The 24,752-nt window shown below is 43.4% G+C and carries 23 protein-coding genes and 2 pseudogenes; 9 read left to right on the top strand and 16 right to left on the bottom strand.

Features of this window, described 5'->3' with window-relative positions; all coding sequences use genetic code 11:
- Nucleotides 1-67: 67 nt before the first annotated feature.
- From AB6D07_RS17610 to AB6D07_RS17595, 4 genes are all read right to left on the bottom strand, one after another.
- Nucleotides 68-1,216 carry a lipocalin-like domain-containing protein gene (locus tag AB6D07_RS17610; RefSeq protein WP_017102657.1) on the bottom strand — a complete coding sequence of 383 codons (1,149 nt, stop codon included), beginning with the start codon at nt 1,214-1,216 and terminating at the stop codon, nt 68-70.
- The gene (locus AB6D07_RS17605; protein ID WP_009847079.1) at nt 1,206-3,659 is read right to left on the bottom strand and encodes an ABC transporter permease; all 2,454 of its coding nucleotides are present in this window, start codon (nt 3,657-3,659) and stop codon (nt 1,206-1,208) included. The genes AB6D07_RS17610 and AB6D07_RS17605 overlap by 11 nt, the downstream gene beginning before the upstream one ends.
- Nucleotides 3,640-4,311: an ABC transporter ATP-binding protein gene (locus AB6D07_RS17600; RefSeq protein WP_009847080.1), complete on the bottom strand. Its 672-nt coding sequence runs from the start codon at nt 4,309-4,311 to the stop codon at nt 3,640-3,642. The genes AB6D07_RS17605 and AB6D07_RS17600 overlap by 20 nt, the downstream gene beginning before the upstream one ends.
- A gap of 122 nt (nt 4,312-4,433) precedes the next feature.
- On the bottom strand, nt 4,434-5,807 hold the full coding sequence (locus AB6D07_RS17595) for an MATE family efflux transporter (RefSeq protein WP_017102656.1): 1,374 nt from the start codon (nt 5,805-5,807) through the stop codon (nt 4,434-4,436).
- A 96-nt stretch (nt 5,808-5,903) separates the two neighbouring features.
- Between AB6D07_RS17595 and AB6D07_RS17590 the strand changes: the two genes are divergently transcribed.
- Nucleotides 5,904-7,340 (top strand): DUF2867 domain-containing protein, encoded by a 1,437-nt coding sequence (locus AB6D07_RS17590; protein WP_017102655.1) that lies wholly within the window; start codon nt 5,904-5,906, stop codon nt 7,338-7,340.
- A 126-nt stretch (nt 7,341-7,466) separates the two neighbouring features.
- On the opposite strand, the gene AB6D07_RS17585 is transcribed toward AB6D07_RS17590, so the two are convergent.
- The 3 genes from AB6D07_RS17585 to rsuA all read right to left on the bottom strand — a co-directional run bounded on the left by AB6D07_RS17585 (nt 7,467) and on the right by rsuA (nt 10,253).
- Nucleotides 7,467-8,126: a DUF2913 family protein gene (locus AB6D07_RS17585; RefSeq protein ID WP_009847083.1), complete on the bottom strand. Its 660-nt coding sequence runs from the start codon at nt 8,124-8,126 to the stop codon at nt 7,467-7,469.
- The gene (locus AB6D07_RS17580) at nt 8,126-9,343 is read right to left on the bottom strand and encodes a Bcr/CflA family multidrug efflux MFS transporter (RefSeq protein ID WP_017101184.1); all 1,218 of its coding nucleotides are present in this window, start codon (nt 9,341-9,343) and stop codon (nt 8,126-8,128) included. The genes AB6D07_RS17585 and AB6D07_RS17580 overlap by 1 nt, the downstream gene beginning before the upstream one ends.
- A gap of 214 nt (nt 9,344-9,557) precedes the next feature.
- A complete protein-coding gene (gene rsuA / locus AB6D07_RS17575) occupies nt 9,558-10,253 on the bottom strand; it encodes a 16S rRNA pseudouridine(516) synthase RsuA (protein ID WP_009847085.1) in 696 nt (231 codons plus the stop codon).
- Nucleotides 10,254-10,350: 97 nt separating this feature from the next.
- Between rsuA and AB6D07_RS17570 the strand changes: the two genes are divergently transcribed.
- Nucleotides 10,351-12,090: a DEAD/DEAH box helicase gene (locus AB6D07_RS17570; protein ID WP_017096710.1), complete on the top strand. Its 1,740-nt coding sequence runs from the start codon at nt 10,351-10,353 to the stop codon at nt 12,088-12,090.
- Between the two features lie 76 nt (nt 12,091-12,166).
- On the opposite strand, the gene AB6D07_RS17565 is transcribed toward AB6D07_RS17570, so the two are convergent.
- Nucleotides 12,167-14,548: a GGDEF domain-containing protein gene (locus AB6D07_RS17565; protein ID WP_372091784.1), complete on the bottom strand. Its 2,382-nt coding sequence runs from the start codon at nt 14,546-14,548 to the stop codon at nt 12,167-12,169.
- A 288-nt stretch (nt 14,549-14,836) separates the two neighbouring features.
- Between AB6D07_RS17565 and AB6D07_RS17560 the strand changes: the two genes are divergently transcribed.
- The 3 genes from AB6D07_RS17560 to AB6D07_RS17550 all read left to right on the top strand — a co-directional run bounded on the left by AB6D07_RS17560 (nt 14,837) and on the right by AB6D07_RS17550 (nt 17,368).
- Entirely contained in the window at nt 14,837-15,235 is a 399-nt protein-coding gene (locus AB6D07_RS17560; RefSeq protein WP_009847088.1) for a PepSY domain-containing protein, read from the top strand.
- A 24-nt stretch (nt 15,236-15,259) separates the two neighbouring features.
- Complete coding sequence (locus tag AB6D07_RS17555) at nt 15,260-15,919, top strand: response regulator transcription factor (RefSeq protein ID WP_004734666.1); 660 nt, start codon at nt 15,260-15,262, stop codon at nt 15,917-15,919.
- 102 nt (nt 15,920-16,021) lie between these two features.
- On the top strand, nt 16,022-17,368 hold the full coding sequence (locus AB6D07_RS17550) for an ATP-binding protein (RefSeq protein ID WP_017102653.1): 1,347 nt from the start codon (nt 16,022-16,024) through the stop codon (nt 17,366-17,368).
- 106 nt (nt 17,369-17,474) lie between these two features.
- On the opposite strand, the gene AB6D07_RS17545 is transcribed toward AB6D07_RS17550, so the two are convergent.
- From AB6D07_RS17545 to AB6D07_RS17535, 3 genes are all read right to left on the bottom strand, one after another.
- Complete coding sequence (locus tag AB6D07_RS17545) at nt 17,475-17,855, bottom strand: VOC family protein (protein ID WP_029222854.1); 381 nt, start codon at nt 17,853-17,855, stop codon at nt 17,475-17,477.
- A gap of 184 nt (nt 17,856-18,039) precedes the next feature.
- Nucleotides 18,040-19,347, bottom strand: a complete 1,308-nt coding sequence (locus tag AB6D07_RS17540; RefSeq protein ID WP_017102652.1) for an LssY C-terminal domain-containing protein — start codon at nt 19,345-19,347, stop codon at nt 18,040-18,042.
- Between the two features lie 14 nt (nt 19,348-19,361).
- A complete protein-coding gene (locus AB6D07_RS17535; protein WP_017102651.1) occupies nt 19,362-20,090 on the bottom strand; it encodes a glycosyltransferase in 729 nt (242 codons plus the stop codon).
- Between the two features lie 369 nt (nt 20,091-20,459).
- Between AB6D07_RS17535 and rplY the strand changes: the two genes are divergently transcribed.
- Complete coding sequence (rplY, locus tag AB6D07_RS17530) at nt 20,460-20,738, top strand: 50S ribosomal protein L25 (RefSeq protein WP_009847093.1); 279 nt, start codon at nt 20,460-20,462, stop codon at nt 20,736-20,738.
- A gap of 461 nt (nt 20,739-21,199) precedes the next feature.
- Here rplY and AB6D07_RS17525 read toward each other — a convergent pair.
- A pseudogene (locus AB6D07_RS17525) lies at nt 21,200-21,525 on the bottom strand (hypothetical protein).
- Between the two features lie 255 nt (nt 21,526-21,780).
- A complete protein-coding gene (locus AB6D07_RS17520) occupies nt 21,781-22,101 on the bottom strand; it encodes a hypothetical protein (RefSeq protein ID WP_017103805.1) in 321 nt (106 codons plus the stop codon).
- A gap of 185 nt (nt 22,102-22,286) precedes the next feature.
- Here AB6D07_RS17520 and AB6D07_RS17515 point away from each other — a divergent pair, with 185 nt between their 5' ends.
- The 3 genes and pseudogenes from AB6D07_RS17515 to AB6D07_RS17505 form a co-directional block, all read left to right on the top strand.
- A complete protein-coding gene (locus AB6D07_RS17515) occupies nt 22,287-22,508 on the top strand; it encodes a TA system antitoxin ParD family protein (RefSeq protein ID WP_009847096.1) in 222 nt (73 codons plus the stop codon).
- On the top strand, nt 22,501-22,791 hold the full coding sequence (locus tag AB6D07_RS17510) for a type II toxin-antitoxin system RelE/ParE family toxin (RefSeq protein WP_009847097.1): 291 nt from the start codon (nt 22,501-22,503) through the stop codon (nt 22,789-22,791). Before AB6D07_RS17515 ends, AB6D07_RS17510 begins: the two co-directional genes overlap by 8 nt.
- 103 nt (nt 22,792-22,894) lie before the next feature.
- Nucleotides 22,895-22,990: pseudogene (locus AB6D07_RS17505) on the top strand (integrase); the annotation flags it as partial.
- 256 nt (nt 22,991-23,246) lie between these two features.
- Here the strand turns inward: AB6D07_RS17505 and AB6D07_RS17500 are convergent.
- The 3 genes from AB6D07_RS17500 to AB6D07_RS17490 all read right to left on the bottom strand — a co-directional run bounded on the left by AB6D07_RS17500 (nt 23,247) and on the right by AB6D07_RS17490 (nt 24,580).
- On the bottom strand, nt 23,247-23,603 hold the full coding sequence (locus tag AB6D07_RS17500) for a hypothetical protein (protein ID WP_017101175.1): 357 nt from the start codon (nt 23,601-23,603) through the stop codon (nt 23,247-23,249).
- Nucleotides 23,604-23,718: 115 nt separating this feature from the next.
- On the bottom strand, nt 23,719-24,006 hold the full coding sequence (locus AB6D07_RS17495; RefSeq protein WP_012604262.1) for a carboxymuconolactone decarboxylase family protein: 288 nt from the start codon (nt 24,004-24,006) through the stop codon (nt 23,719-23,721).
- Between the two features lie 136 nt (nt 24,007-24,142).
- Complete coding sequence (locus AB6D07_RS17490) at nt 24,143-24,580, bottom strand: GFA family protein (protein WP_032500860.1); 438 nt, start codon at nt 24,578-24,580, stop codon at nt 24,143-24,145.
- Nucleotides 24,581-24,752: the final 172 nt, after the last annotated feature.

The following is a 24,752-nucleotide window of genomic DNA, read 5'->3' as shown; positions in this document are numbered from 1 at the left end:
ATAATTCGAGGGTTGTCGGAATATCAAACATAAAAAAAGGCTATCAAATGATAGCCTTAGGTGTTTTTTAGTAGCCAGTTAACTGCATAAAGCCTGTTGCTTCATGGCTTCCGCTCGCCATAATTGGCCCTTCCCAATAGGGTATGACAAAAGACAGCCACATATCCCTACGTTTGATACGCGTAGTGAGATTGATATCGTGTTGTGGCACGTTAATAATCCATTGGAGCGGCATTCTTCTACCATTCATTAGCGTCGTATTCTGTAATGGCTTGATAGAAATGTCGGAGTCCGTTAGCTGATACACTTTGCCAGAGCGAGTTGCCAATGTTCCAAAAACATAAGGCAATTGTTGATTATGGCGATATCGGTTAATGCTCAGTGCAGTACCGTCATCGAGATTAAACACGAACCAATCCCAGCCTTGCTGACCGACTCCGAGTAAACCACTGCCCCACTCTTTATGCACCCACGCAGTACCTTCGACTTCTTTCGTTACACCGTCGAGATTCAAAACCCCACTCAAAGATAAAAACGGAGCGCTGAAGTTATAAGACGCGACAGGCAATAAGTCGTGCTTTTTCTGATAGCCGTTATCGCCGTTGAGCACGTATGGCCCTTTCGCAATAGTGTCGAGTTCAAGGCCAAACGTATCGGTTTGTACTTGAAGGCGACCTGGAAACGGTGTGTTACCCAGAGCACGCCAGTTCCAGTTATCAATCCAAATTCTAAATGGATGACTGGTCATACCCGCCTGTCCAATGCCGCCACGCGCCAAACGCTGCTCTTTCCAAACCTTAGATTCAGACGAAATTACCACATTTGAAATATAAACCTGCGGGCTTTGCCACCCCCAGGTTTCTCTCTCGTCAGTTGCTATACGAAAGAAGCTCCACTGTACCGAGTACTTTTTCCCATCATCCCCTTTTAGAGACGCAAAATAATGCCACCACTCATGCTGGAATTCTGGGTGGAACTGGAAATCACGAGGCAACGAAACGCCTCGGTCTGGCAATACAGGTTCAAACACATTGAAGTGCTCACTTACAAGTACTGAATTAACCTCATTCTCGCCCTTATCGCCAACATCGACAAAATAGGAATAGTAAGCCCAGACACCTAAAATAGTGCCAAAGAAACCAATCAGTAATAGAGCAGAAACAAATCGGTGTCTGAGTTTTTTTGAGCCATTTCGTTGAAGCATATTAAAGCGCATCCCTCAGTGATTTCATCGGTGTGTTCCGAATCATTCTCATCACTGGCAATGCACCAGCTAACATTAATGCTGCCATGGCCCACGCAAATGTCTGCAAATAGTCCCAAGGAATCACTTGTAATTCGAGTGACCACCCAAAAGACTGCTTAATGACAATATCGACGATCAAGCTGGCTAACGCCAATCCGAGCGGGATAGCAATCAAGGAAGAAATAAGTCCGAACACAAACAACTGCAAGCTGCCTGTAAAAATCAGCTCTTTTGCCGAGACCCCTAAGCAACGTTGCAATGAAATATGCCTTTGTCGAGACACTTCACCCGCAACCGTCGCGAAAAAGATGCCGAAGACCGCGATGACCAAAGTGATGTTACCCAATGTATCAGCTATCGCGAATGTTCTATCAAACACTCTCATCGCCTGACTGTGAATATTGTTATTATCAAAAATACGCTCAGATCCAAGCCTGAATACGCTTTCCAATCGACTTCGAAGTCCTACGGAATTGACATCATCTTTAAGTATTACGCCTAGACCGACATTTCCGCGTCCAGCAAACCCAGATAGCCAGTTTCGATGTGACATCATGACTTGATGGTAAGGGTTGCCATAATCGTAATAAACACCAACAACCTGCCAACCAGAGCCAAGACTGTCATAAAGGTCTATATAGTCGCCTGGGCGAATCCCTAACTTGAGAGACATCGATTCACTGATCAACACACCTTTCGAATGATGCAGGTGGTACCAGTAATTCGGAATACCTAACTTGATCGTCAGCGCTTCTAATTCGCCTTCAGAAGGACCAGTACTGACCACCTGGGTACTTCCGACAGGGGAAGCGACATCTTTCTCCCAACGCCACCAAACTGAATCGACTTCAGGCTGTTCTGACAGCCAATTACTCATACGAGCAGCGGCGTTGTTGGTTGGGTAGATGTACAGGTCTGCAGCCAAACGCTGTGTTAGCCATTTATCGGTGGTATCCCTAAAGCTACCCACCATGGTTTCTACACCAATATTCGCTGTTAACGCTAGCATAAACGCCATTGTCGCCACACCACGATAACTCATGCTTGAAGCGGCATCCGCAAAGAACCAGCGAGCACGAACCCAACGCAGTGAATAAGACAAACTGTTGAACAGCTTCCACATCAAGAAAGGCGTAAACAAAGCCACACTGACGAGCATCAGGGCAATAATCGCAAAACCAGATTCTTGCGTTTGTGGGGCTTGATACACAGCGACAGCTGCAACCAAGAAACCACAACCAATCAATGCTTGCCAAGTAAACTCGGTACCAGCAAAACGCATCAAAGATAAACGAGATGACAAACGAATCGGTTGCGACCTCAGCAAACGAACCAATGGCCATGCACACGCTAGGAATGCACCAAGCAACGCCATTAATAAGCTATAACCACTCCAACGCCAACTCCAGCTAAGGGTTAAGCCCACATTCGCATCGTAAAGATCACCTAAACTCGAAGAAACGGCAGGTAACAGTTGGTTTGCCAACATGACACCGAATACATTACCGCAGATCCAGCTCAGTAGAACCAATAACAATAACTCTAAGCAAAGCGCTTTAGTCAGTTGCCAACCAGACACACCTGTTTGTCTCAAGATTCCGACGAGTGGTTGGCGCTGAATGAAAGACAGCGACATCGCTTGATAGAAAATAAACAAGCCAACGACAAACGACAGCATGCCCATCGCTTTTAGATTTAAGTGGAAAGCGCTAGTCAATGACTCAAGCTCAGCTTTAGAGCTGCGAGAGATTGTCAAACCATTGGGCAACATGTTTTTAAGACGTTCAAACTTCTCAGGAGACATGTCTGAACACGCAATCACGGAAAGCCCTGCACTGCGTTTAAGCATTCGGAGCAAAGAGATATCCGCAATCAACCTTGTACCATTAATCAGGTTATTTTGGTCCACTACCACTGGACCTAGCTCTGAACCATCCATCAGTGGAATGTAGTCCCCATCCTTCCATTCCATATGTTCAGCAAGATCATCACTCACTAGGATCGGATATGGTGGTTTCATGAGATCTAACGTGGTGAGTTCTTTTAGGGCAGCACCAGGCTGAAGCTGAAGCATAGAAACAGGGTCTATGCCAATAAGCATAAAGTTTGCACCATTTTCATCAGTGATACTATGGTGGTCAAAAGGAGAACACTGCTGAAAGCCTTCACGACGAAGCTGAATGTAAAAACCTTGCGGGATTTTATTCGCGTTATGTTTTGGTCGAATACGGTAAGGAAGAGGATTCGAAAAGAGTTTTTCGCCATGCGTATAACTTTGCTTGGCGTGTTGGTTGATAGCGGTAACACCAACCAAAAGTGATACGCCTAGGGTTAAACCAAGCCATACCAAGATAATCTGAAGTGGGTAACGTCGATAGTGACCAAGTAGCGCTTTAACTACGGGCCATAACATGCAGTTGCCCTCCTTGTAGGCGAATTCTGCCATCCATATGCAATGCAACTTTCTCACTGTGTGTCACCAGCAATAATGTACATTCTAATTGGCGGGCCAAAGAGGTCAGCAAACGCATTACCGCTTCTGCATTACGCTCATCTAAACTTCCCGTCGGTTCATCGGCTAACAGAATTTTAGGTTCCATGTACAGAGCACGAGCAATCGCTGCGCGTTGTTGTTGACCACCAGACGCTTCTTCAGGGTAACGACCAAGCAAAGGCATCAGGTCTAAAGCAGAAAGAATCTGTCTCCAGAGCCCCTTATCTTCAGGTAAACCTTTTAACTGGCGGCAAAAACGGATGTTGTCGGCAATGTTAAGCGTTGGTAGCAAGTTGAATTGCTGGAAGATATGACCGATGTTGTTTCTACGATAAGCGGTGCGGTCACGCTCGGTCGAGTCGTGCATATCGAAGTGAGGGAAAGCGATTTCACCTGAATCGGCGAGGTCTAAACCCGCGATAAGATTCAGCAAAGTACTCTTACCAGAGCCACTTTCTCCCATTAATGCCAGCTGATCACCTTGGTTTAATGTTAATTCAGCACCTTGCAAAACAGGGTGAAACTCCCCCCCATCGACATAGCCTTTACACAGGTCTGACAGCTTTAACATTAAACAGCTCACATTAGTTAGAATTTGGAATGAGAATCTACACTAATTCCCTGTTAGGAGGAAGTATTTTGAAAGATAGATCACACACCAACGATAAAGTGATGGGGTTGATGCGCTCTACTTCAATTTCCTATCAAGTTTTTAATCCATTTTTTTGTTTTCATGCGATAGAGCGACCCACCCCACTTAAGTACTTCTTCAGTGAGGAAAAGTAGATATATCCACTCAGGTGGAAACTTCAGATAGATAGCAGCAATCGCGGCGAGCGGAATACCGATCACCCATTGGGCAATCAGGTCTTGATAAAGGCAGAACTTCACATCACCGCCCGCTCTCAACACACCAACAATGACAGTCAGCGGTACCGATCGGATAACAATACCCACGCTTAAAATTAGAATGAACTTTTCTGAGAGGGCTCTGGTTTCTTCCGTCAGTGCACTAAAAGCATTCAGTATTGGCGTTTGTACGAAGTAAAGAAAAATCGCGACCACGATACTGGTCAAGAAACACAAAATCGTTAAGCCTAACGCTTGGTAATAAACCGCTTCATTATTCTTTGCGCCAAGTTGATTACCCACCAGAACCGCTGCCGCATTCGAAAGGCCAATCAGTAAACTCAATGAGATAGATTCAACAGGCGTCATCACTGACAGTGCTGCCAGTCCTTGAACGCCCGATTGCCCCATGATCGCGTGGTAAGCAAATAAGCCACCCGCCCACGCCAAAAAGTTAAACGTCGTCGGCAGCGATAACTTTAAGAAGCGAACCACTTTTTCAATCGAAGCTGCTGCTTTTATATCGCATAACTTGAAAGCCAAGAGATGCTTTGAACAATAAAGATAACCATATAAGGTCGCCACTTCAATGGCACCGCTCAATACCGTCGCAATCGCCGCACCTTTGATTCCAAGCGCAGGAAAGCCTAAGTTACCGAAGATCAGCACCCAGTTTAAGAACACGTTAGACAGGATACCGATACCGCTGAAGAAGGTGCTTAGCCCGGGTTTGTGCATCGCTCTCAAACCTACAGCCATACTGCTAACGCACGATACAGCTAGCATGCTAAACGAGGTGATAACAATGTATTCAACACCAAGGTTGATCACTTCTTGGGAGTCAGTCGTCACGCCCATGATTTGTGCGGGAAATGAAACGAAGAAAACAATAGTTAGTAACGCAAACAGTGTTGAAACCAGCCAAGTCAACGCCGTACTTTCTCTGACGCCTTGCTTGTTACCTGCTCCCCAATATTGCGCAGTCAATAACGCACCACCCGTGGTGACACCCACCAGCATAATGGTCGTGACAAACATGGCTCGACTCGCCACACCCACCGCCGCAATATCCGCTTCACCCAATTGGCCTAACATCAACACATCCACTAAGCCTCGGCTTGAAAACATAATGCTCTGCAAAGTAATAGGCAAAGCAATCGCAATAAGCCTACGAACAAAATCACCTCGAGTGTGATGAATAATTGAAGAGAGCAACATAGAAATACCTAAACGGAACGTATTGATGAATAAAGATAAATATCACGCTATTATATCAATGTTCGGTTTTTAACCACAGAGATAAATGGAGTAACAATGAAGAAAGTACTGGTTTTAGGCGCTTCTGGATATGTTGGTTCGCAGCTCCTCCCTCTCCTGCTTGAGCAAGGCTATCTAGTCACAGCTGCAGCAAGGCATATCGACTATTTAAAAGCACGAACAGAGCCTCACGACAACTTGTCACTTGAATACCTTGATCTCGCAGATCAAGCTGCGACACAAGCGCTCGTCCCTGACTTTGACCTTATTTTCTTTCTTGTACATGGAATGGCTGAAGGCCATGATTTCATTGATTACGAACTCAAGTTGGCTCGTAACTTTGTTTCGGCTCTTGGGCCAAAAAACCAACACGTCATCTACCTGAGTTCGCTTCAACCGCAAACGGGTGATTCAGAGCATCTTCAAGCGAGAAAACAAACCGGACAACTGCTTCGTAAAGGACCAGTACCGGTGACCGAACTTCAAGCAGGCGTGATCATTGGCCCCGGCTCTGCGGCGTTCGAGATCATGCGAGACTTCGTGTACAACTTGCCTATTATGATTGCGCCAAAATGGGTCGACTCTAAAGCCAACCCTATTGCCTTGCAGAACCTGAACCACTATCTACTAAAACTCGCACAAGACACGCCTAGCGAAAGCCAAACTTTCGAGGTTGGCGGGCCAGATATTGTCTCTTATCGAAACCAATTTGCACACATTGCCAAAACAGCCGATCGTCCACTCAGGCTGTGGGCGACATCACTTCTCACACCTTCAATGGCGTCTTATTGGTTGGGCGTGGTGACTTCTGTTCCGTCCAACATAGGCAGAGCGCTTCTCGCGGGCTTAAAGCATGACTTTATTGCCAGTTCGACCATCATTAGAGAAAAGTACCCTCAGAAACTTATCTCATTCGAAAGTATGGTTGAGCAAGCGATTCATTCTGAAGGCAACTTCGTAAAAAGTAATGTTTGGGGCTTTGACAAAACCGCCTTCAAGCGCTGGCAAGCTGGGTATGGCTATTACCCGAAGAAAACAGGGGCAAGTATCACCTCAAGCGCATCCTTAGATTCCCTCTGGCACGTTGCTCAGCAAATAGGAAGCCCGAAACAAGGTTACTTCTTCGCTAACGCTTTATGGCGCACACGCGAATGGTTAGATCTTATCTTTGGCGGTGGTGTACCTGTTCGACAAATGCCAGAAGGTCCTAACCTAAAAGTCGGTGACAAGATTGACTCTTGGAAGGTTATTCGCTGTGAAGAGAATCAGTTTCTATCTCTGCTTTTCGGTATGAAAGGTCCCGGTTTGGGGAGACTCGAAATTACCGTCTCTGACCACGGTGATTCTCGTGAACTGAACATTTCAGCTTGGTGGCATCCAAAAGGCTTTTTAGGCTTACTGTATTGGTTCGCGATGATGCCAGCTCACCTATTTATCTTTAAAGGCATGGTGAAGGCGATTGAGAAGCAAGCTAAAGAGCAGATGAAGGATTAAAGCAGATTCGAGATCCGGCAACGAGATACGAAGAAATTAAGAGCTATAGATGAGACTGCATCCACACCTTCTTGCTAGAAAAAGACCGCCATTTAGGCGGTCTTTATATTTTTAACTGTCACTAGATTAGCCAATAACGCTAATTGGGATCTCAGCCAGTTGGTTGCCTTGGTTAGCTGGATACACGATGTATTCACCGTGATACTTCACCGCTGACTTGTAGTCAGTGACTTTGTGAAGCATGAAACCTGCTTCCATCGCTGCTTGAATAAACTCAGCGTGGTTACCACGAACAAACCAGTTCATTGGTTTTACCATTAGCTCACCGTCGAACGAGTCGTCACACTGTTTGCCACAAAGTGCAAAAGAGTGCTCACCATCAGTGAAGAACTGAATTTTGCCGCCAGTCGTTAGCTCGTCTTCACTTGATACACTCCAACCCATCTCGTACATTTTGTCCATGAACGCTTCAACATCACTGTCTTTTAGCGCTTTAGGCTCTTCGCCTTCAGGGAAAAAACGTCCGTAAAACGCAGAAATACGTTTAAAGGTAAAAGTTAAATCAGAGTTATTGCCCTTTGAACGGCCCTGTTTCTGCCAGCGAACCAAGTCAGGCACAATCACACGATCATAAGACTGAGCCTTAATCGCCTTCGTTACCCAACGAACTAAATAAAGGTTGTTCGCAATAGGCGCATCAATCGCTTTGCCTGCTTTGTGCAGAGCGTAAAGCTCGCCTAATGCATCATTCACTAACTTCTGAATTTCAATATAGTATTTTGACATTATGCCTTCTTTCCTAATGTCCAATATAGTAACGCTGACATTACTGCACACGCAGCCATTACCATAGCCATAGACCCAGCACTGTCACTTGGCAGCATCGCAACGATAGCTCCAACGACAGAACCAGTACCAAATCTTAATGTTCCCGCAAGCGATGAAGCCGTACCGGCCATGTTTGGATAACCACTGAGCAATAGACCCATAGAGTTACTGCCGATAGTAGAAATGGTGCCAATAAATAGCATCACAAACGGCACAATACCCCAAAGCCCGAGATCCAATAACCAACCAACCAGTAAACCGACGCCAGCTAATAATTGAATGACCAGCGCGGCTCTCAGCATGGTATGAGAGCCAACCTTCTTAACAATTCGACCATTAATTGTCGTCATCAGAATCATCGCAACGATGTTCAGACCAAACAGGTAACCAAACAGGTCAGGACGTACTCCATAGACATCAATGTAGACAAAAGAGCCTGCGGTTAAGAATGCAAACATCCCAGAGAACGAGAACGCACCCGAGAAAATTAGGCCCATAGCGGTCGAGTTTTTACATAAACGAGCGTAATTACGAATCGTGGTTTTAAAGCGTAATGGTTGACGATTTTCAACAGGCAGAGTTTCAGGGATTTTGATTATCACCGCGAGAATCACAATCACTGCAAAAATAGCTAACACCCAAAAGATTGAACGCCAGCCGAACCACAATGCCAAATAGCCGCCAATCATCGGCGCGATAAGTGGCGCAACCGTCATCACTAAGGTAACGAACGACATGGTTCTTGCGAAATCTTCACGGTCGAACATATCACGCACAACCGCTTGGATAATGACCGCCGCCGCCGCACCTGCAAAACCTTGAGCGGTACGAACTAACGTTAACGCTTCAATGCCATGAGTGGTTGCACTCACGACAGACGCTATCGCAAAGAAGAGCACACCAATCAGTAGAACTGGCTTGCGACCATAACTGTCGGCTAACGGACCATGTAACAACTGACCTAAAGCGAAACCTGCGGTGTACGCGGTAAGTGTGATTTGCACTTCCCCTGCTGTCACACCAAGATCTTTGGCGATCGTTGGCATTGCAGGTAGGTACATATCGATGGCGAGTGGTGTCAAAGCACCAATAGCGCCCAAAACCAAAAATAGCATCCAACCTAACTGAGGCGTTTGTGGTTGTGAGCTTGGGGTCTGTGAGGTAGACGTTTGCATAACTCTCCGACTAAGTACTAAGTTCTATGTGAACACGAGCATGCACGCAGCAATATACGAATATACACATAGCAATACACGAATACGCACAGTGATACACGAATATGCGCACACATACATGAACATATAGTAATAATGGCTGAAACTGTCCTAGTACCAGTCAAAATAATCAGCCGACGCTATCCTTGGTCGGCCACATCTACGGTAGAAAAGATTACTTCCAGATAGAGTCTACTTCTTCTTGTGTTAGGTAACGGTATTCACCCAACTCTAAAGACTCGTCCATCTCGATTTCACCAATACGTTCACGGTGCAGTGCTTCGACCTTGTTACCAAGTGCTGCAAACATGCGTTTTACTTGGTGGTATTTTCCTTCGTGAATCGTTAGCAACACTTCACGCTCTGCACGTACTTCAAGGTGTGCTGGAAGTGTTAGGCCGTCTTCGCTCTTAAGCTGGATGCCCTCTTTGAACTTTTCAACGTAATCGTCTTCAACAGGTTCAACCAACCACACTCGGTACATCTTCTCGCACTTGTGCTTTGGCGATGTGATGCGGTGAGACCACTTACCGTCGTCTGTCATTAAGACAAGACCCGTTGTATCAACATCTAAACGACCTGCAAAGTGCAGCTTGTCCATTTTGATTTCATCGAGTAATTCAAACGCAGTGCGATTTGAACCATCTTCATGCGAACAAACAAAGCCTTCTGGCTTGTAAAGCATGATGTAACGCGGGCCGTGAACATTCAGTTCATTGCCTTGCCATTCCACAACGCACTCTTCAGTTACCTTAAGTGAGCCGCTTTTTTGAATGACATCATTTACTGTCACTGCTTTTGATTTTAATAAGTGTGTTGCTTCTCTTCGAGTGACGCCTAACGCATCGCACAGAAATTTATCTAAACGCATGAATACCTCAACTAATCTAAGTCGGGTATTATAGTCACCTTTGCTCAATTAGTTGAGCTATTTCACACTATTTGTTTTTCATTTTACAAGACACGATATGTATACACTCCGCCCGTACCAAGCTGACTCAGTAAAATCAGTGATTCATTACTTCAGAAAACACCAAACACCGGCTGTTCTTGTATTGCCTACAGGCGCAGGAAAAAGCCTGGTGATTGCAGAGCTAGCAAGGCTCGCTAAAGGTCGTGTTCTAGTGCTTGCGCACGTAAAAGAGCTCGTTGAGCAAAACCATGAAAAGTATGAAGGTTATGGGCTAAAAGGTTCAATTTTCTCTGCCGGTTTAGGGCGTAAAGAGACAGACCAACAAGTGGTGTTCGCATCGGTTCAATCTGTAGTTCGAAACCTTGACTCATTCTCCAATCAGTTCTCATTATTGGTTATCGACGAATGCCACCGCGTACCAGATGAAAAGACCAGCAGCTATCAAAAAGTGATCACTCACTTACGTGAAAATAATTCAGGTATAAAGGTGCTTGGATTGACCGCGACGCCTTATCGTCTTGGTATGGGGTGGCTTTACCAATATCACACACGTGGCCAAGTGCGTTCTGAAGAGCCGAGATTTTTCAGAGACTGTATTTTCGAACTGCCGATTCGTTATTTGTTGGACGAAGGCTTTCTAACACCAGCACGCATGATCGATGCGCCAGTATTGAGTTATGACTTTTCACAGCTAAAACCTGCAAGTACAGGCCGCTACAAAGAATCAGAACTCGATATGGTGATTGAGCAATCGAAGCGTGCTACCCCGCAAATTGTCGACCAAATTATTGAGCTGGCCAAAGACAAACTCGGCATCATGGTATTTGCAGCCACCGTTCGACACGCACAAGAGATCCTTGGTTTACTGCCCGAAGGTGAAGCTTCAATTGTAATCGGCGACACACCGACACTCGAACGTGACCAAATCATCAATGATTTCAAGGAACGTAAAATCAAGTTCTTGGTTAACGTGTCAGTATTAACCACAGGTTTTGATGCGCCCCATGTGGATTTAATCGCGATTTTGCGCCCAACAGAATCTATTAGCTTGTACCAACAAATCGTTGGCCGTGGCTTACGCCTATCTCCGGGTAAAAAAGAGTGTTTAGTGCTCGACTATGCGGGCAACAGTTACGACCTTTACCAACCAGAGGTCGGAGACCCAAAGCCTGACTCAGACAGTGAAATCATCACTATTCCCTGCCCTGCTTGCGGCTTCAATAATAACTTCTGGGGCAAGCTAGACAGCAACGGCTTCTTACTCGAACACTTTGGCCGTAAATGCCAAGGCTACTTTACCGATGAAGACACGGGCGAACGCGAGCACTGTAACTATCGTTTTCGTGCTAAGTATTGTGGTGAATGCGGCGCTGACAACGACATTGCCGCGCGCATTTGTCATGAGTGTGATGCCACCTTGGTCGACCCAGATAAAAAGCTTAAGGAAGCGTTAAACCTCAAAGATGCGTTGGTGTTTGAGTGTTTAGAAATGGACCTTAACGTTCTCAAGGACGAAAAAGGCAAATCGCAGCTTAAGGTCACCTACCGTGGAGAAAACCAAGCACAAGTGCATGAGTTTTGGTCATTAACCACTAAGAAACAGAAGCAGAACTTTAAGGATCAGTTTGTTCGCCCTCACCTTGCCGACAGACACAGACCGTTTGAGGAAGCTTCACCGACGAAGGTGGTCGCTCACCAACATAGATTCCGCCCACCTCAATTCGTGATTGCACGTAAAGTTGGGCGCTTTTGGAAAATGAGAGACAAGATATTCGAAGATGAACTCAAGCAATAGGCTCCCAATAATCAACAGAATTAATAAAAAGAGTATTTATACTCCTTTTATTAACATTCTAATGACCATACATGAGTTAACTTGTTAAACCACAAATTAGATTGCGCTCAGCTTTTTCTGATTCCCGCGCCTCTTTAGCCATATTATCAAAAATCTCAATGGCTAAAGTTGGCTTATGAATATAAAAGCCTTGAATGAAGTCAATGCCTAACGCTTCTAACATTCTTAATTCTTCAATTGTTTCAACACGTTCCGCAACCACTTTAGTTTGGCTCATTTCTGCCAACTCAACTAATGAGTGCACCATTTTTTTCTTAAAATCAGAACCGTTAATATTTTCAACGAGCGAACCATCAAGCTTGATCGTATCAAAACAACCTTCAGACAAAATTGAATACGATGAATAACCTGAACCAAAATCATCTAAGGCAACTATGCTCTGGTGGTGTTGTAGTCGCTCTACTATTTTTCGAAACTTCTCATCTGCACGATAAAAAACAAGCTCAGTCACTTCAACACATAAACGGGAACGGATATAAGGGGGTAGATGACATAAACGATCGATAACACTCATATCGAAAATGGTTTTAACTGAGAAGTTTAATGACAATTGAATAGTTGAATAGTGCTCAAGTAAGCTAATTGCGTAAGTAAGCATACGAGAATCAAGCTCCTTCTCAAGCCCATGAGAGGCTACAACATCGAGCAATTCACCAGCAGAAACGATTTTTTCACGTCCCTCTTCGTCCTCCATTTTTAAACGACACAGTAACTCATAGCTCGAAGCAACACCCTTTAAAGAATGAATTTTTTGAGCAAAGCAAAGCAACCTATCCGAGTTAAGTAATTCAACTGCTTCTACTCTAAGGTTCGGTAAGCTATAGAGCATGACCCCGTCTTGTTGCTGCCAGTCTTGGTAAGATTCATTGTTGGACTTTGCTTTACGGCAACAGTATTCAGCTTTGTAAATACAATCTTCGACAGATTCATTAGGACCACTTCGATAACGGCCAAAACTAAAGCTTAGAGCGTTTTCTGTTTCTTGGGTGAGGTTCTGTTCCAACAAATATTCAAGCAACTCCTTGGAAACCGACGTTTGGCAAATTAATACAAATTCATCGCCACCGACTCTATACGCCTTCCCTATGCCTTGTGCGGCTATTTTTTTGAAGCGCATAGCTAAATTTATTATCATTCGATCACCTACATGGTGACCTTGACTATCATTGAGAAACTTCAACTGATTTGCATCAATGTAATAATAACAACGAGAACAATCAATGACCTTTTTATATTCTATAGATTTTCGATTATACAATCCTGTCATGAAATCTTTATCAGAATTAGACAACAATTTCTTATAATCGCCCAAATTAATAACTCTTAATTCTCCAAGATCATAAACACATGCTAATACAAAAGAAGCATGAGACAAGTAGAATAGCGCCTGTATTAAATAATAATACTCAGGTATGAATGAAATAGTCATTGATGATTCAAGAACCACCACAGACATAATAAAACACGAAAGATAGCTAATTATTATTTGAACTTTATTATTAACTTCTTTTGATATCAAACAAAATGCTATAACAACGGCTGCAAGGATAGTGCTAATTAAAAACCCAACAATGACATCAAAGTTTATATAAACTGAAAAGAACTGTAGAAACACAAATGAAGAACAAATCAGTAAGTGCTTTGTATTTATTCTATCGCAACTTGAAAAAACAAGCATTAAATATACACAAACTAAAGATAAAGAATAAGAAACGAACCAGTAGTCGCTTCTAAAAAAATTTATAACGTAGGTTCCTTTATCATCATACCCATCCCATAAAAACCCAAACTTGTAAATATAAAACATAGAAAACAGCACTATATAGCACGTCATAAATAGTGTTTTAGATCGCTTTATCGGCCAAGCAAAATAAACATAAACTAACGATATTGCGCTCGACAATAGAAATAGGGCTAGAATCACCCCATCTTTCATAACAAGTGATTGCTTTAATTGATGCTCTTTCGAAAATAACGCACTGGCATTTACAGTCTTACCTCTAGGAAATTTCACTAAAACAGAACTGTATTCAAAATTTTTGTTCAGCCGTAGCGAGCGATAATACTCAAACAAAAAATTGCCAACAACTTTTCCGTCTTGATCAACAAAAAACAGCTCTCCTGTCCGGGATGAAAGAGATTTCCAAACTAGATGTTCATATGATTGGTTGTCTGAAGGTAGTGCAAGTTTAAGCCAACACGACTGATTAGGTTCAGGAATACAAGTAACAATTGAGCTCCACCCTTCTTCCTTATATAGGATAGCATCAACCGAAGAATCACTCACTACCATGCCATATTCGAAATCACTGATTTGCTTGAAATCTAATTCGTTAGCATGGCTAGTGAACGTTATCAGCACTGAAAAAAACAACATAACTAGCACTGTAAATGGCACTCTAAAATCCTTATTAAATCAAATATCGCGCGGCAAAAGAGCCCCATAAGTCCATATACTTGCGAGTTTACCATGTTAATTATTTGTAATTTGTAAGGGAATGTAATAACGTCAACGCATTACTATTGAGCAAATGAATCAACATGAATATCAGGTTGGTTAATTGCACGTTGATACAACACTTTACATTGCTAAAATGATAAAGCGTCTCTCGTATTCACATTCATACTCCATTCATTTTTATTGTATTAAACTGTCGTTACTTGCTTCTTTTACTAAGGCCACTGCATGCAAAAACCAAGCGCTATACTCATCTGTATCGCTGTAGCTATAGGCTCGACATCAAGCTTTGCACAAGATGATCACCATAACGGTCATGATCTTGTACAAGATGTTCATAAAGCGGGAACCCGTATCGAATTTGAAGAAGATCAAGACGAAGTCTATGAAGCGGTGCAAGAGGGCTACATTCGCCCTTTCTCAGAAATGTATGCTGCGGTTGAAAATGATCTTCATGGCCGAATCATTAAAGTAGAACTAGAAGAAGACGATGATATTTGGGTGTATGAGCTAAAAATAAATTTCCAAAACAATATCATTAAAGTGGAATACAACGCTGAAACGTTAGAAATGCTGATGATTAAAGGTCGCAACTTTAAAGAAGCGATCAAAAACTCCCACGAATAATAAATAACAATAAAAGAGTGATACATGAAAATTTTAGTCGTTGAAGACGAACCTCGCTTGGGCCAACAAATTCTAGAGACCCTTGAGGGAGCCGACTGGGTTCCAGAGCTTTCTCAAGACGGTATCGACGCACTCTACCGTGCAACATCGGAAGAGTGGGATGCCATCGTTCTCGATTTAGGTCTACCTAAGCTGGATGGCCTAACCGTATTAAAAGGCATTCGAGACGAAAACATTAACACGCCAGTGATTATCTTAAGTGCGCGTGACACGCTTACGCAACGTGTAGAAGGCTTGAATGCAGGTGCTGATGACTACCTAACTAAACCATTCGAAATGGTCGAGCTGATAGCCCGCATTCGTGCTCAACTGCGCCGAGCGTCAGGCAGTGCTGCTCCTATACTTCAAATTGGTGATCTAAGCCTAGACACACGCAGCTCTAAAGTGTTGTGGCAAGGCCAAGCGGTTAGCCTCACAGCGCTTGAATATAAAGTGGTCGCTTATTTCATGCATAACCAAAACAAAGTTATCTCGCGCACTGAGTTGGTTGAACACATCTACAAGCAAGATTTTGACCGCGATTCAAACACGGTTGAAGTGTTCATTGGTCGTATTCGTAAGAAAATCGCACCTAAAATCATCAAAACCGTTCGTGGCCTTGGCTACCAACTGAATGCTGAATAACGCTGTATTTAATTAAGCTAAGAGCAATCTCCAATTAGTGGACAGCCTGTGCTGATCGTTGTTGTTCTCATAGCAAGATGAGCAAAGACAGGCTGGTAACGTATGAATCTAAAAAAACGAACACTTAAAAACGTCAGTCTAAAAAGCCGCTTGCTCCTCGCCGCGGCTTTTTGGCTAGGTGCGATGATATTAGCGGCAGGCGTCGGAATACCTATGTTGGTTAACGATTACTTGGTCGATGACGTCAAGCAACAGCTCAGCCTAACCATGGACGAGTTAACCGCCAACATAGAAACCAACGACAGTGGTAACCTCATCATGGCAGAGCGTCTGTCTGACCCTAGGTTTAACCAACCCTACAGTGGTATTTATTGGCGAGCCGCTACTCAAGACCAGATTATTCGATCTCGCTCGCTATGGGACAAAGACCTCACAATCAAGCGTTCGCCGATTCATACTTCAATCAAAGGGCCTGAGAAAGAAAAGCTGATTTACATCGAGCAGGATATCTATCTGCCCGAACTGAACGATCCTGTCACGATCACCATAGGTATTGATGAAGACCCATTAGAATCCACACTGACCGAACTTACAGGTCAAGTCTGGTTGATTCTGATGTTGCTGTTTGTGGGCGTGCTGATGTTGATTGGTATTCAAGTCAGCTGGTCACTATTGCCACTCAGTAAGATGCAACGTGAACTGGTGATGTTAAGAAACGGCGAGCAACAAGGATTAAGCGACAACTACCCGAAAGAGGTTTCTCCATTGGTTTCTGACCTCAATGCCCTACTGTTCCACTATCAAGAGTTATTGGAGCGAGCGCGTAACCACGCGGGTAACTTATCTCATGCGTTGAAAACTCCGCTGTCGGTTCTGAAAAATGAGATAGAGCGACTTCCAGAGGATGACAAGGCACTGCTGCAACAACCCATTAATCAGATTCAAAGCCAAATCGATTATCACCTTGGCCGAGCACGCATGGCCGGTGCAATGAACATTCTTTCGGTGAAGTCTTCACCTTGTGAGCGTGTTGAAGCTATCTCAATGGCGTTTGATAAAGTCTACTCCGCCAACGAAGTCACCATGATTAACGAGCTAGACTCTGAGATTGAAGTGGCGGTAGAAAAAACCGACCTTGATGAAATGGTCGGCAACCTACTCGAGAACAGTTACAAATGGGCGAGCAGCATTATCCGAGTCCATTCGAATGAACTCGATGATGGCAACATTGAATTGGTGATTGAAGATGATGGCCAAGGCATTCCTGAAGAGAAGCTTGAGCAAGTGACCAAACGAGGTGTTCGACTTGATGAAACCACACCAGGAACAGGCTTGGGGCTTAACATCGTGAATGAAATGGCGCACAGCTACCGAGGCAGCCTAACGCTCAGCAAGAGCTCTATGGGCGGATTGAAAGCCTCTCTGGTGCTAAAACTAAGCAAAGGTTAAGTAAGCTAAACGCGCTAAGTAAACCATGTAAACACGATAAGCCCTAGCGCAACGCTAGGGCTTAACTTTATTCTGGCTTAACAAAGCTTTTCTCACTTCAATATGATTAGCTCATCGAGTGAAGCCCAATCATATTGCCTTCCGTGTCACTCACTACACTGATAAAACCATGCTCACCAATGTCCATTTTGGGTACTTGTAGCGCGCCACCGTTGGCCGCTGCCAAACTTGCTTCTGTGGCACAATCCTCACAAGAGAAGTAAACCATGGTGCTGTTGCCTCCCGCTTTTACACCAGACATCTTACATATAGCTCCAGTGGCTCCATAGTTCCCCATATCGCAAGGAAATACCCACATCTCAACTTCGATTCCGGTTTCATTGTCTAACTTGTCCAGCGTCACTTTAAATACTGATTCATAAAAAATTTTTGCTCTCGACATGTCATCAACATATATTTCAAACCAACCAATCGGATTCATTTGCATAACGTTATCCTCAGTTTTCGCTGCTTGTTCGCCCTTAATCAGCATAGTCAAAGTTGAACAATTTATAGTTGAGGAGTTACATGAGAGCAGGTAAGTTTCTTTAGATATAGTCCAGTAGAAATCACAAAGCCTTGTTTGAAGGAGGTCCAAACAAGGCGCAAGTTAGTCGCTCCTATATATCGCTCTATATCTCATTCACAGCGACATCTAGAGTTTTCAAATTATCGTTATGAGTTGCGACTCCGATCATCAAGATCTTACCGTCGGTATAATAGTCATGATCTTCATTCATTACTTCCACCGTTGCTAATGGGTACTTGTCTAGCTCAATATCTGGTAATGACGTTCGTATCTGATTAGCAAGCCTATCTCGCTCTTCATCAACATTAGGGTCAATGTTATGCAGTATGGTCACAATGCCTGAGTAAGGGGTGACTTTAAGGCCATCGTCATAGCTAATTGCACCTAACCACTGAGGCTGGTTAGTTTGAACATCAACACCAGCGCGCCACCAGCGAATGTGGCTGCGCTTCATCAAATTACCCGGCAACTGAAACGCCATATCTTGTGGCTTGTCTCGCCAATACAAATCGGACACTGGCGGAGTTTTGTCTCTAAGCAATGCGAGATAGCCAGCCCATTCAATCTCATTTCGAGAAAAAGTTTGATTCTCTATCCAGCCCAATTGTTTCATTAAATCTCTTGGGGTTGCTCCAACATAAATTACGTTGATCGCTTGTGCAGAGTAGAACGAAGATTTGCCAGGGAACGCTTTATAGGTAACCGAATTCCAGTCGACTTTGTCAATTTGAGCCGTCTCTGGTTGATTCTGAAAATCATCGGCCTTCCAGAAAAAGTGAGTGTAGTTTGCAAACAATACCCACGCCAACAACAGCGCACTGGATTTAAGCACCAAGCGTCGCCACTTCATTCGATAACCAATAATGGTGAAAACCAATACCGTGAACACACCGGCGATCAAACTATTATGCTCAGAGATAAATATCTTAAGGCTATTAAGCCACGGGAAGTTTTCAACGCCATGCGCCAGTAACATGCCCCAAGCAATGAACTGTCCACCACCAAGAGCCAAGCCGAACAACGCCAACACACTAAAATTACGCCACGGTACACGATGCGAGCCAGCTATAAATGGCACAACCCAAGCGATAGGCCCTAATAAGCGAGCAAAAAGAATGATGTATGTGCCTTTGCGAGCAATTAGGTAACGGCAGCGCGCAATTAATCGTTTGGTTTTAGGACGAAACTTAATGAGCCTTCGCTGCGCTTTCGCACCGTATTTATAGCCAATAAAATAACTGAGTTGGTCACCAAGCAAACCGCCTAGCATCACCAAAACCAACGCCATCCATGCACCTGAATACAGTTGAAAGCCCGCTGCGATAAAGAAGGGCTCTCCCGGTACAAATAGGTTTGGGCCAATGAGAGCATCACCCAACGCCCCCAGAAACAGCCCTAGTCCATCAAACATAACAACCTCAGTGCTTACTGTTCTTTATAATGACCGAACTTGTAGTTCATCTCGTTGTTACGCATTTCGCCTTTAAAAAAGCGTCTTACATTGGCTTTAAGGTAAGTAGATCCTGTCTTTACAACACCATCTTGGTTTAAACGACGTGGGTCAAAACCAAAGGTCATATTCAGGAATCTAAATCGCCATGTTTTGCTCGCACGTTTTACATAGTCACAGTCTTCACACAGTACGATCTCTTCATCGAAACCGCCGATTTCATCATGCGCTCGTTTAGTCGAGAAAATACAGGCGCCAATCGCCGTCGGGAAAAAGAACTGGGTAGTAAATAAGCCTGCGTTAAATAGCCCGTAACCAAACTTGTGTACAAGCGGCAGACCTTTCGAGCTCATGTACACACCCGCCACTTCAAGCTTCTTCTCCTCTAATTCATAAAGCGCTTTCGCAAGGAAGTTTCGAGACAAACTCACGTCGGCATCTAAGAAAAGGATTCGGTTGTACTGCGCTAATGAAGCGCCTGTGTTTCTGCCAAGGCTCACACCGCGATTCTCCATATGATGAACAGTTAATTTTGGCAACGCGTTTTCATAAGCTTGCGCCACTTCTCTGGTGTTATCTTCACTGTTCGAGTCGACAACAATCACCTCAAATTCTTGATGGGTTTGCACACTCAACTCTTCCATTAAGCGGCTGATGCGTTTCTCTTCGTTTAGCGTAATTACGACAATGCTTACCGGTTCCATATTTTCACCTATTCATTCTGCTGTTTAATTACCACTAAGATTAACCAACCAAGCCTTAACCAAGTCTTAGGCAAACATTCATTTTCCGTTCATTAACTTGATGATTTAGCAACGCTATAAATAGATAAGATAGGCAATGTAAAAGACGATAAAATGGGGTAAATAAGCGCTAGTGAACGTTTTATCTCCAAACGAATCATTTATCGAAGGAAATTCACTTTGAGATGGGCTTCTGACTTGCTCAGATTTGAATGTGATGTTAGTATCCGCGCTCGCTTAAGCATGAACTCGTTTATGCCTAAGCTTTACCACATACTCAAGGTCGCATTGAGGTGTGAAGTTAATTTTTACTAATTTGAGAGTAAAACTATGAAATTTGAAGCAGTAGTACGTACTGAACTAGGTAAAGGTGCGAGCCGCCGCCTACGTCACGCTGGTAAATTCCCAGCTGTAATCTACGGTGGCGAAGCAGCAGCTGTAGCTATCGAACTTGTTCACGCTGACGTGATCAACCAAATGGATAAGCCTGAATTCTACGAAACAATCACTCTAGTGATTGACGGCGCAGAAGTTAAGGTTAAGCCGCAAGACGTTCAACGTCACGCGTTCAAGCCTAAAGTTGAGCACATGGACTTCATCCGTATCTAATTCCCTACCAAGGAATAAGATTGGATTAATCCAGCCTTCTGCATAGAAAAGATAATCGATCTTACCAGTCGAGAAATCTAGAAATTCGAAACCCCGATGCTACCAACATCGGGGTTTCACCGTTTCTAAGCCCTCAAAAACGTCGTAAATCTCGCGCAACACACTGAAAATAATCAACTTTCCCTCCCCTATTTTGTCCCTATATTTTCTGGGTGGATTAAGGGTGGACGAAAGGTGGACTTATAAAGTAGTTTTTCTAACACAAAGACTAGACCGCTTTTTCGCTAGCCTCCACACACTCACTTTTCAAAACATAACACTCAGCCTCCCTGGCCAAAAATTATGGATTCGGATACCGAATTAGCGAATAAAGAGGAGTAATATTAGGATGGTTGTAGCAGTTTACCTTGGAAGGTTATCGTACATTTACAGGGTCAAGCGGCCTGATTGCCCGACTTTCCTTAGGCTCTTCTTTCTAGAGCGTTCGTAATGTCTTTTTTGAGTTCCTCTGAAAGGCGTTCGAACTGTTTTGGTACAACCAAACCTTCCTCGCACATTTGCATGAGTTGGATAAATGCTCGGCTTCGAGAATGGCCATCAAAAATAAGCTTCATTGCTTTTGAGATTCTTTGGAGTACTCGCACATAAAGTGAAACCTTTCCCCTACAGATTCTGATTCATCAGTAATCGCTTTGATGGCTTCATCTAGCTGACGAGTACAAAACAGTTGCGCAGCTTCACTCTTTATCTCGCAAAAGATTTTCCAATCAGACTCTTTGATATTCATACAGACCTCCACAAAGTGTTACGTCTTAGGGTAGAACATTACGGCGTTTAAAGGACGTGAACGACGCGATTACCCAATAGTAAACAGAGCGCTGTTAACACGAAATCTATTCTTTCATTTGAGTGTTCTATAGCTGTAACTAGTAGCCGGCTTCCAATACCCTTGTTCTGGTAATTTCGATTTCACTTGATGCTAAGAAATACAGGTATAAAATTTGGCCAGAGGTACATATAAGAATCAGCCTTAAACGATTTATTATGTGCGTTTCTGAAGATTAGCGACATGATGCTTATACTTCTTCTCACGCCAAAACCATATTGCATAACTTAAGGGGATAGCACCAATCGAGCTCCAGAAACCACTCATTAATACATCGGTAGTTTGTATCCACCCCCAAGCTGTTTCTGACATAAACAACGGCTCAATACTTTGACCTACCATCACGCCTAAGATTGCTGGAAATGATGTACGAGCAGTAAATCTGAGACTTCCTTTTTTCCTCTCGAGCTTCCATTTTGAAAACTCGATATCAGGATCTTTCACTATTGCCTCCATAAGATAATTTGCCTGAAGCACATAATGCCTAATTGAGTCGCTGACAACACTACCTAAACACTCAAACCTACGACCGAAATCACTGAAACTAATCCAAGTAGAAAATTACAAGCGTAACAGTCTGCTTAAATGCTTGCCATGGCGCAACTTGCAACACCTGTGGCGATTTACTACAATATAATACAAACTAAATTAGGAGACATATTATGGCTACTGCAAGTGTACGTATTGACCAAGATCTTTTTGATAAGGCTGCGATAATGGCTAAAGCACTAAACCGCACTACACCAAAACAAATTGAGCACTGGGCTAAAATCGGGAAAATGATGGAAGACAACCCCGATCTACCTTATGAGTTCGTAAAGCAAGCAGTCATAGCAAAAGCTGAGAAGGAAGCAGGTAAATTAGAGGCTTACTCTTTTGACTAAGATTACCAACATTCTACAGACACCTACTTTTAAGAAGGCGGTCAAGAAATTACACAAGAACCAAAAAACGGATCTAGATAATGCTATTCGAGCCCTTATGGAAGATCCGCATCTTGGTGAGCAGAAGAAAGGTGACCTGTTTTTCTTGAGAGTGCATAAATTTAAGATGGTTAAGCAATTAACATTGCTCGGTTATAGCTATGAAGATGGTACTGTAACTCTCGAACTAATAGCTCTCGGCTCGCACGAAAATTTTTATCGAGATATGAAGAAAATATATTGATTCAATGTAATCGAAAATATCCTTGCCCGTCTGAGCCATACTCGTTTGTTGAACGAAGCCGCTACGCGGCAGAGTAAAACAGCTACCATCCATACTCTTGTAACGCTATAACTCTCCTTATGAACAACACCTTACTAACCTTAAACTGCAAGGTAAACCACCTGCAACTATTGATGCCTATTCTCGTGTGGTTCGTCGAAAGGCATTTGATAATAAGGAGAATGGCATTGACGAAAACAGAGGAGATGTGACGACGAAAGAAACGAAAAACAGCTAACTGGTTGATAAGATTGTTATCGCAACCTTACCTTGACCTCGCTCGCATTGAGAAAAGCCTCAAAGCGATGTGCCCTTCAAATGCAATCGTACAATTTACTTAATAAAGTGGCTTCGGGCTTGTTCCACACTCGGGATTTAGTGTTGGCTACGCAACACCTTAATCCTTATTTGTTAGCTTAAATTTCAACGAATTGTGCATACGGGCAAACACTCACAAGTTCACTTTTAACACCTTTAATTAAGTGCTCTGGAACCCAAAAGTCCAAAGCTCCATCGGATTCATTAAACAGAGTTACGCACGTCCCTCCAATCGGGTCTTTCACAAACTGAATACGGACAATGCTAGTAGTACATATCGTGCTGCCTTTTAAGCTAAGGAATCGTTCCACAGCCAGCTTGCGGATCGTTATTTGATTATCCTCAACCTTGATGATTGCTTTGAGCTTTGAAGTTTTCAATTCGAACAAACCAAACAAGGCAGGAAACACAAATGTTGCGCATAAAACGACAATGATTATTGAAATAATATCCATAGCTTCACGTCCCTTTAAGCTAACGCCACGCTAACCCGCACGAAACCTTGGCATATACTTTTGCGAAGCGAAAATGCCAAGCGTTGAATGTCGGGTTTAGCGCCTTGTTAGAACGTTATTCATATGTATCGAGGTCTATTTTGTACTTACTTAAGACCTCCTGCATTTGAAGTTTTTTCTGCCCTGCTGCAACCGCCATTACTTTTGCTGTTACATCAGAAATTTCACCTTTTGTAATACCTGCTTTCTTTGACTGCGCTAGATAGTATCGCGTACAAGGTAAGCAATTCATTGCCATTGCAGCCGATAAACCAACTAGTAACTCCGTTTTGGTATCAAGATGTTCATTTTCATGAGTGGAGTGATAAAACTCCTCATAAGGTTTTTGATGCTTTCCTAGCATGATATCTCCGTGTAAGTTCTAACGCCTGCATAACACGTTTGCTACGATACAGACCTAGCTGAATTTTAACGCCTTAATCACTGAAACTAAAGGCAAACTGACAACGCCGAGTGTAGCAAATCGTGTTGATGCATTGTTATGCGTACGGTTTATCCGATAGTTTCAACCATTCAGATTCTGAAGGCATTGTGGCAAATTCTTCGACGTCATCGCAGATAAATGCCTCATCCCAGTTTGCTCGCGAATTAACATAGACATGAGCCTTGATTGTTGTTTCTAAATCTTCGGACATCAATCCTGCTGGCACCCAATATTTATCTTTGCTTGAGCTAAGGTTCGGTACAGGGCTTCCACAACACTGACAAAATTCCGATTTAAAGCCTGAACTTGAAACATAGCGACCAATAGAATTTGTACTCGAAAGCCATTTGAAATTATCCGCTTTAACAATTAAAGCTGAATTCGATGACGACCCAGATACTTTGCGACAAAGCGAACAATGACATTGATAAATCGGAGGTAAGGCACCAGATAGCTCAAACGACACCTCGCCACACAAACAAATACCTTTCAAACTCAAACTCCCTTAATCAAAAAAGTACGCATAGACATAATGACCCCCACGAAAGGTGCTAGCCTCCAATATCGTGGGTTAGCTTAAAGCCAGAGCCATAATTAGTGCGTCAAACATCTAAATTTGGAGGCTAGCATGAATAAAGATAGCATAATTTTTATTGGCTTAGATA

The organism is Vibrio sp. 10N.239.312.C11 (assembly GCF_041466065.1).
Classification (GTDB): Bacteria; Pseudomonadota; Gammaproteobacteria; order Enterobacterales; family Vibrionaceae; genus Vibrio; species Vibrio tasmaniensis_A.
Note: the sequence above shows the minus strand (reverse complement) of the source record. Positions and strands in the feature narration are given on the sequence as shown.